The following is a 6,763-nucleotide window of genomic DNA, read 5'->3' on the forward strand; positions in this document are numbered from 1 at the left end:
CGACGGGCGGCCGCGCCCCATTTTCAGCCCGGAACGGCACTCCCCGACAGGGGACAACCAGGACTTCAGGGACATCACTTGCCCCGGCTGGACCTGCGCCGTGGGGGGCGTCGGGGACTGTGGGGGTCGCAACCGGCATCGGCCATGCTGAGCCGTCGCGGGGGGACCACGCCGGGCTGCGCAAATTGGCGCAGACGGCCCGGTCAGCGACGTCTGGGTGGTCGCCTCAGTGCGCCGAGGACCGTCTCGGCCACGAGACGCTCGACCTCTCGTGCTGCGAGTTGTCCCAGTCGGACGCCGTCGGCACCGCCGACGAGCAACCACGTCACCATGATGACCACCCACTCTGCGGTGAGGTCGACGCGAAAGACGCCTTCCTCTTGGCCACGGCGGACCAGTGCGCGCAGCCGTTCGTCGCTGTCGCGCACCAGCGCGAGCAGTTCCTGCTCCACCAACTCATCCAGCGGCTGAGAGGTGAGCAGCCCGAAGCGGACCCCGAGAGGGGCCAACGCTCCGATGAGCCGGCGCAGGGCCACGTCCGGCGGACCGTCGTCCAGCCGTGCGGCGTCGATGGCGGTGACGTAGGCCTCGGCGGCTGCCCGCGCCACCGCCGCCACCAGCACCTGCCGGTTCGGATACCGCCGGAACAGGGTGGCCCGGCTGATCCCTGCGGCTGCGGCGATGTCCTCCATCGAGGCGGCCGGTGCGGTGGACAGTACCTCGGCCGCGGACATCAGCAGGAGTTCCTCTCGCACAAGCGGGAGCCTAGTGTCCTGAGACGTTAATGTCTCAGTTGAGATACTGTCATCTCATGTCTTGGTGGGCTGCCCGGTGAGCTCCGCTCTGCTGGCCGGCATCGTCGGCCTGGCAGCACTCGACTCGCTGAACCCGGCCACGATCGCCGGCGTCGCCCTGATCCTGCTGGCACCCCTGCCGCGCCGGCTCGGCACCGCACTGGCCTACGTGGCCGGTGCCTACCTGGCCGTGCTCGCCGTCGGGGTCGCCGTCTACACCGGCGCGGACCTGGCAGCCGATGCGGTGAGCGGTGGACTCGTGTGGGTGCGCCGGGGCGCCCTCGGGCTGGCCGCGCTGCTACTGCTCGTCGCGGCCGTCCGTCGCCTGCGACCCCAGCAGCGGTCAGCCGTCGTCCTGCCCCGCTGGTTCGGCGCGTGGACCGCTGCACCCGTCGGGGTGCTCGTCACGGCGGCCGACCTGCCCAACGCCTTTCCCTACCTGATCGCCATCGAGCGCCTGGTGACCGCAGGGGTGCCCTTGGAATCCGGGTTGTGGGTGCTGGCCGGCTACGCCGTCGTGTACTGCTTGCCCTGCCTCGTGCTGCTCGCCGTCGGCACGGCCCACGGCGAGCGGGTGCGCCGCCGACTTCGTCGCGTCTACGAGCGCATCGGCCAGGCTCGCGCCGTACCTCGCAGCATCCCGGCCGCCCTCAGCCTGTTCCTGCTCGCGGCCGCCGTGGCCGCCGTCGCAGCGCAGGTGTGAACCCGCTCCGCCCGTAGTTCCGCCATCTCCCGACATCAGTCGCGGCCCCGGATCGTGTCCCGGTGCTCGGCCAGGACAGGGGACATGTGCACCTGTTCTGGCCGGCCGACTTCTGCCTGCCTTTCCGGGCACATCGTTCCAGCCGCAGCTGTCCCTCAGTAGGCCGCGCCGCGGATCAGCGACGCCGAGCTGGTCACCGTCGCGGTGCGGCAGGCCCTGCTGGGCCGGACCAGTAAGGCCCGCTGGCTGCGGTTCGCCCGCGCCCAGCTGCGGCACCTGTTTCCGTATCTGCCCCAGCGGCCCGGCTACAACAAGCGGCTGCGCCGGCTGGCCGACACGCTGCGCTGGCTGATCGGCGTGCTGGCCCGCGACACCGATCCGTGGACCGATGACCTGTGGGTGGTCGACTCCACGCCGGTGGAGTGCGCCCGCTCCCGGGAGACGGTGCACCGCTCGGCGCTGGCCGGCTGGGCCGAGTACGGCTACTGCGCCAGCCACTCCCGCTACTTCTGGGGGCTGCGGCTGCACCTGCTGTGCACGCTGCCCGGCCTGCCGGTCGGGCTTCGCCGTCTCCGGTGCCAAGGCCGATGAGCGCCAGGTGCTGCTCGGCATCCTCGATGCCGACCCCACGTTGACCGCCGGCCGGGCCGGGCAGACGGTGATCGCCGACCGGCACTACTACGGCCGGCAGTTCGAGGCCACGCTGCACGGCCAGGGCATCACGCTGTTGCGCCCGACCCGCTCCGGCGAGGCACCCCGGCCCGGAGCGCGCCTGTTCAGGCCGCTGCGGCAGGTGATCGAGTCGATCAACGACACCCTCAAGGGCCAGCTGGACCTGGAACAACACGGCGGGCACACCCCGACCGGGGTCTAGGTCCGCGTCCTGCAACGGGCTGGCCCTCACCGCCGCCATCTGGCACAACGACCACATCGGCGCACCAACCCCACGATCACTGATCCCCTACGGGCACTGACCTTGGAATCAGTCATCTAGACGCGGAAGGTGGTCCCCCCGTCGACGACCGTGGCGCCCATCGGCGTGGAGGGCGTGATGTGCGTCTGCTGCGTCGTCACTGTCCCCCCTGCCATGATCCCCGGCGAGCATCTCCTGCTGAGCGCGCCTGCGGGGTCAGAAGGACAGCATCCCGCTGACCAGGGCCCGCCAAGTGACGGGGCCGACGATGCCGTCGACGTGGACCTCCGGGAAGTCCGCAGACAGCGCCTGCTGGAACCCGCGCACGGCCTGGTCGGTCTTCGGTCCGAAGATGCCGTCGATCTGCAGGCCCTGCGCCGGATCGCCCGAGAGGTTCCGGAACTGGAACTCCTCCTGCACGCCGCGCACGGCGTCCCCTCGGCTGCCCTGCTTGACCTGCACGATGACCGCCGACCAGGTCCGGGGCCCCATGATGCCGTCGACGGTCAGGCTCTTGGACTGCTGGAACGTCCGTACGGCCTGGTCGGTCTTCGGGCCGAAGATGCCGTCCACCGCGACCTGGTGGCCGCGCGCTCGCAGCAGGTGCTGCAGCGTCTGGACCGGGTGTTCTCTGGCGCCCTTGCTGATCAACGGCCAGGGACTGATCGACTCGACCATGGTGACTCCCTCCTCGACGGAGACCCGCATCGGATCGGACGCGGCGCCGGGACACTCGAGCACGCCACGAAAGGACGAACTGTCGTTCCCGACCGGGAACCTGCCAGTCCGTCGTCACCGTGGCGTCATCTCCTGCACGCGCGGCCGAGCAGGGACGCGACGCTGCTGCCGGCCAGCGGCGCTAGTTCCCGCAGGTGGGAGGCGATGCTCCGGCAGACCGAAGAGGACCTGCTGGCCTTCACCGGCTTCCCCGCCGTCCATAGAGTCAGCTCACGCGGCTTACGGAAGGGCTGCGAACCGTCACGAACGCGATCATGACGGCCTAGCAGTGTGGGGACGAGCGGGCTACCAGCGAGTCGCTCCCTATCCGGGGTATGGCCAGGAGATGGCGCGGTCGGCGATTGTCCGCTCGCAGGTGAGCACGCCGTCACCGGCGTTGACGTCGAGAGGCAGGCGGACGCGCTCGCTGCGGCCCTGCAGCACTCTCACTCCCACCATCGTGCTGCTGTCGTCGGTGCAGTCGTTGGCTCGAAGTCCGGGTCAGCGTCGTCCCCGTCACGATCGACGACGGAGAACCCCCCGTTGTTCATCGGCTGAAGTCACCCCCGTCGGCTGAACACTCCCCTTGCCGATGACGCATCGACTATCTCCGGCGAACAGTCCGACTTGTCCGTCGCGTGCCCGCGACCTTCGGTCATGAGGTCAGCCGGGTCCAGCAGGCTCCTGGTCCGCATGCGGGATCAGCGCGCGGGCACACGTTCACCTGTCCGATAGCCCGGTGTCCCGTGCACGAGCCCCGGGTCCCGACGCAACGATGGAGGTGGTGCCGTGCCGATCCTCGCGCTGCATCTGCAGGACGGGTTCGACGACGACGAGGTCGTCGTCAGCATCGATGGAGACATCTTCCGCCGGCTCGAGCATGTCACGACCCGACTGCTCCTCGGCTATGCCGAGACCCTCGACCTCGACGTCCCGTCCCCGACGTGCCGCCTGGAGGTAGACCTGCCACGCCGTGGACTTCGGGCGGGGGTCGACGTTGCCGCGCCCGCCCACGTCGGCGCAGGTGTCGAGTCCGGACACCTCACGCTCCTCGTCCACGATGAACCCTTCGGCTACGCCTGACTCGTGGTGGTACGGGACGGGACTGCGGTCGGGCCTCGATGGACCGTCCGAGGAGGGACGGCACGGACCAGGGCGGTGCGCCGCCCGCGGTGTTGATGCGGTGACGCATCTGTGACGGCGTGACCACACACTCGCACCGAAGTCCTCACAGGCGGGTCTGCTGGGCCCGATCCCCTTGCGGCAGGAGGGTCCACGATGGACGGCACTGTCGCCACCAACGCGACGGCGGAGACGGACCTGTTCCCGCCGGGACCGACGCAGTCGCCTCACGGGCCCGGACCGGTCTCGGAGCCGTGGCGCTCGGCACCGGACTGGTGGCAGTGCTGGCGGCGGCGGGGCGTGAGCGGACGCTACGAAAGCAGCGGAGCCGGTCACGTTCTGTCCGGGACCGCGTTGCACCTGCGCATCGACGTGGATCAGCGGTACAACGCCCACTCACTCGTGATGAACCGTGTGAGTGCGGACGTGTACGACCGGCGGTTGACCCGCGGCGACGGTGGACGACTCGTCCCGGTCTCCACATACCTCGAGTCGTGGATCGTCGACGCCCCCGTGGTCTCGTGGTCCCGCTGTCAGGTCGAGATCACCGGGACCGTCCGCTACTGGCGGGGGAGCCACCCCGCCACCACGGTTCGCATCGTCGTGCCGTGGCGGCACGGCGCCATCGGTCCCGCCGAGGTGACCCTCACGCCCGGGAGCGGGGCGGCGGCGACGTACAGCTGCTCGTTCCGCTCGGACAGCTTCCGCGACGTCACGCTTGAGACGGACTACTGCCGCTCGATCAACCAAACGCCGCAACTGCCGACGTACGACACGACCTGGCACGCCACCCGGCCACCGGACACCGCGCAACGAGTCCTCACGGTCGAGGAGGCGTACCGGGAGGCGGGCATCGGTGTGACGGTCGACCCGGTGCACACCGAGATCGACGACAGTGCCCCCGGGTTCGCCACGTGGTCACCGGCGGAGCTGCACGACGCCATGGAGGTCGCCTTCGGCCAGTTCCCGCAAGCCTGGCCCAGCTGGAACCTCTGGGGACTGCTCGCGGGTTCGTTCCAGAACACCCAAGTCGGCGGAATCATGTTCGACGCCGCGGCAACGTTCGGCGGCGCCGGAGATGCTCCCGAGCGCCAGGGCTTCGCGGTCTTCCGTGACCACACCTGGTTCAACGACCTCGTGCCCGGCCGTCCCGCGACGCAGGACCAGGCCAGGGCGATGCGGCACTTCCTGTACACGTGGGTGCACGAGGCGGGGCATGCGTTCAACTTCCTCCACTCGTGGGACAAGGCGCGCCCAGACTCGCTGTCGTGGATGAACTACGACTGGCGTTACGACGAGCGCAACGGCCCCGACTCGTTCTGGAGTGACTTCCGCTTCCGGTTCGACGACGAGGAGCTGGTGCACCTCCGGCACGGTGACCGGGCGAGCGTGATCATGGGGGGCGACCCGTGGGCATCCGGGGGTCACCTCGAGGCTCCAGCCGGCGCCATGGCCGAGACCCAACCCGGAGCCGGGGCCGAGCTACTGCTCAGGTCGAAGGGCTACTTCGACTTCATGGAGCCGGTGGAGATCGAGGTCCGGGTCCGCAACACATCTCCCGACCCGATCGAGCTGGATGCACGGTTCGAGCCCGAGTACGGAACCACGGTCGTCTACGTCAGGCACCCCGACGACCGCGTCACGATGTTCGCCCCAGTCATGTGCCTCTATGGCATGCCGGAGACGGTGACGCTCGAGCCACTTGCCTCTGACCTGTCCAACGAGGGGCGGGACCGCTACAGCGCCCGGCTGTCCGTGACATACGGGAGGCGGGGGTTCACCTTCGCGGAGCCCGGTGAGTACCTGCTGCGGGTCGTGTACACCGCCGGGGACCTGCTGCTCACGTCAAACACCATGCGACTGCGGGTCGGCCGCCCCACGGACCGCGAGCAGGACCGGTTCGCCCACGAGTTCTTCACCCCGCAGGTCGGGCTCGCCCTGGTCCTGAACGGCTCGCAGTCACCCTTCCTCGAGGGAGGCATGGATCGACTGCGTGAGGCGGCCGGACAGTTCGCCGGGAGCGAGCTCGGTGCCAAGGCCGCGTACGCCGTCGCGCACAGCGTGGGCAACGACTTCTACCGCCGCCAGGATGACCAGCTCGTGAGGTCCCACCAGGCCGACCCGGCCGAGGCGCTCGCGCTCACGGACGCTGCCGTCGCCTACTACCGGGAAGAAGGGAACAGGCAGCAAAACCTTGCCTACCACCAGCTCGGGCGGCTACGTGCGGAGCTGCATGCGCAAGCCGATGCGGTCCGGGCGGCTCGGGACGAGCTGGAGCTGCTCCGCACGGACTTGGCCGAGCGTGGGGTCAAGAAACCGGTCCTGGACGACATCGGTGCCTTCAGGGCGAGCCTCTCCTAGCGAATAGCCATTGATCCTCGTCCCTGGGGAAGCGTCCCGATGACGTCTTCCGCGAGGATCGGGAGATGTCGTCGGCCTGCTGTGATGGCGCTCGCCGAATGTCCCCAGGGGTGCTCATCGAAAGTCCCCACCCGGGTGCGGTGTCAGGTTAGT

5 protein-coding genes and 1 pseudogene are annotated in these 6,763 nt (G+C 69.5%); 4 read left to right on the top strand and 2 right to left on the bottom strand.

Annotated features, from left to right (window positions below; translation table 11 throughout):
- Positions 1-203: 203 nt before the first annotated feature.
- Positions 204-755, bottom strand: a complete 552-nt coding sequence (locus HK417_RS23905) for a TetR/AcrR family transcriptional regulator (RefSeq protein ID WP_222273035.1) — start codon at positions 753-755, stop codon at positions 204-206.
- 76 nt (positions 756-831) lie between these two features.
- Between HK417_RS23905 and HK417_RS23910 the strand changes: the two genes are divergently transcribed.
- Entirely contained in the window at positions 832-1,497 is a 666-nt protein-coding gene (locus tag HK417_RS23910; protein WP_222273038.1) for a GAP family protein, read from the top strand.
- Positions 1,498-1,662: 165 nt separating this feature from the next.
- Positions 1,663-2,471: pseudogene (locus tag HK417_RS27370) on the top strand (IS982 family transposase); the annotation flags it as partial.
- A 155-nt stretch (positions 2,472-2,626) separates the two neighbouring features.
- Here the strand turns inward: HK417_RS27370 and HK417_RS23925 are convergent.
- On the bottom strand, positions 2,627-3,151 hold the full coding sequence (locus tag HK417_RS23925; protein ID WP_222273047.1) for a peptidoglycan-binding domain-containing protein: 525 nt from the start codon (positions 3,149-3,151) through the stop codon (positions 2,627-2,629).
- A 765-nt stretch (positions 3,152-3,916) separates the two neighbouring features.
- Here HK417_RS23925 and HK417_RS23930 point away from each other — a divergent pair.
- Together HK417_RS23930 and HK417_RS23935 are read left to right on the top strand one after the other, a co-directional pair.
- Complete coding sequence (locus HK417_RS23930; RefSeq protein WP_222273050.1) at positions 3,917-4,210, top strand: hypothetical protein; 294 nt, start codon at positions 3,917-3,919, stop codon at positions 4,208-4,210.
- A gap of 444 nt (positions 4,211-4,654) precedes the next feature.
- Positions 4,655-6,610 carry a hypothetical protein gene (locus HK417_RS23935; RefSeq protein ID WP_222273053.1) on the top strand — a complete coding sequence of 652 codons (1,956 nt, stop codon included), beginning with the start codon at positions 4,655-4,657 and terminating at the stop codon, positions 6,608-6,610.
- Positions 6,611-6,763 lie beyond the last annotated feature (153 nt).

The organism is Modestobacter marinus (assembly GCF_019799945.1).
GTDB classification, from domain to species: domain Bacteria; phylum Actinomycetota; class Actinomycetes; order Mycobacteriales; family Geodermatophilaceae; genus Modestobacter; species Modestobacter marinus_B.

Excerpts from the sequence above, each read along its gene's own strand:
- HK417_RS23935 (WP_222273053.1), top strand. The coding sequence starts at position 4,655 with ATGAACCGTGTGAGTGCGGACGTGTACGACCGGCGGTTGACCCGCGGC.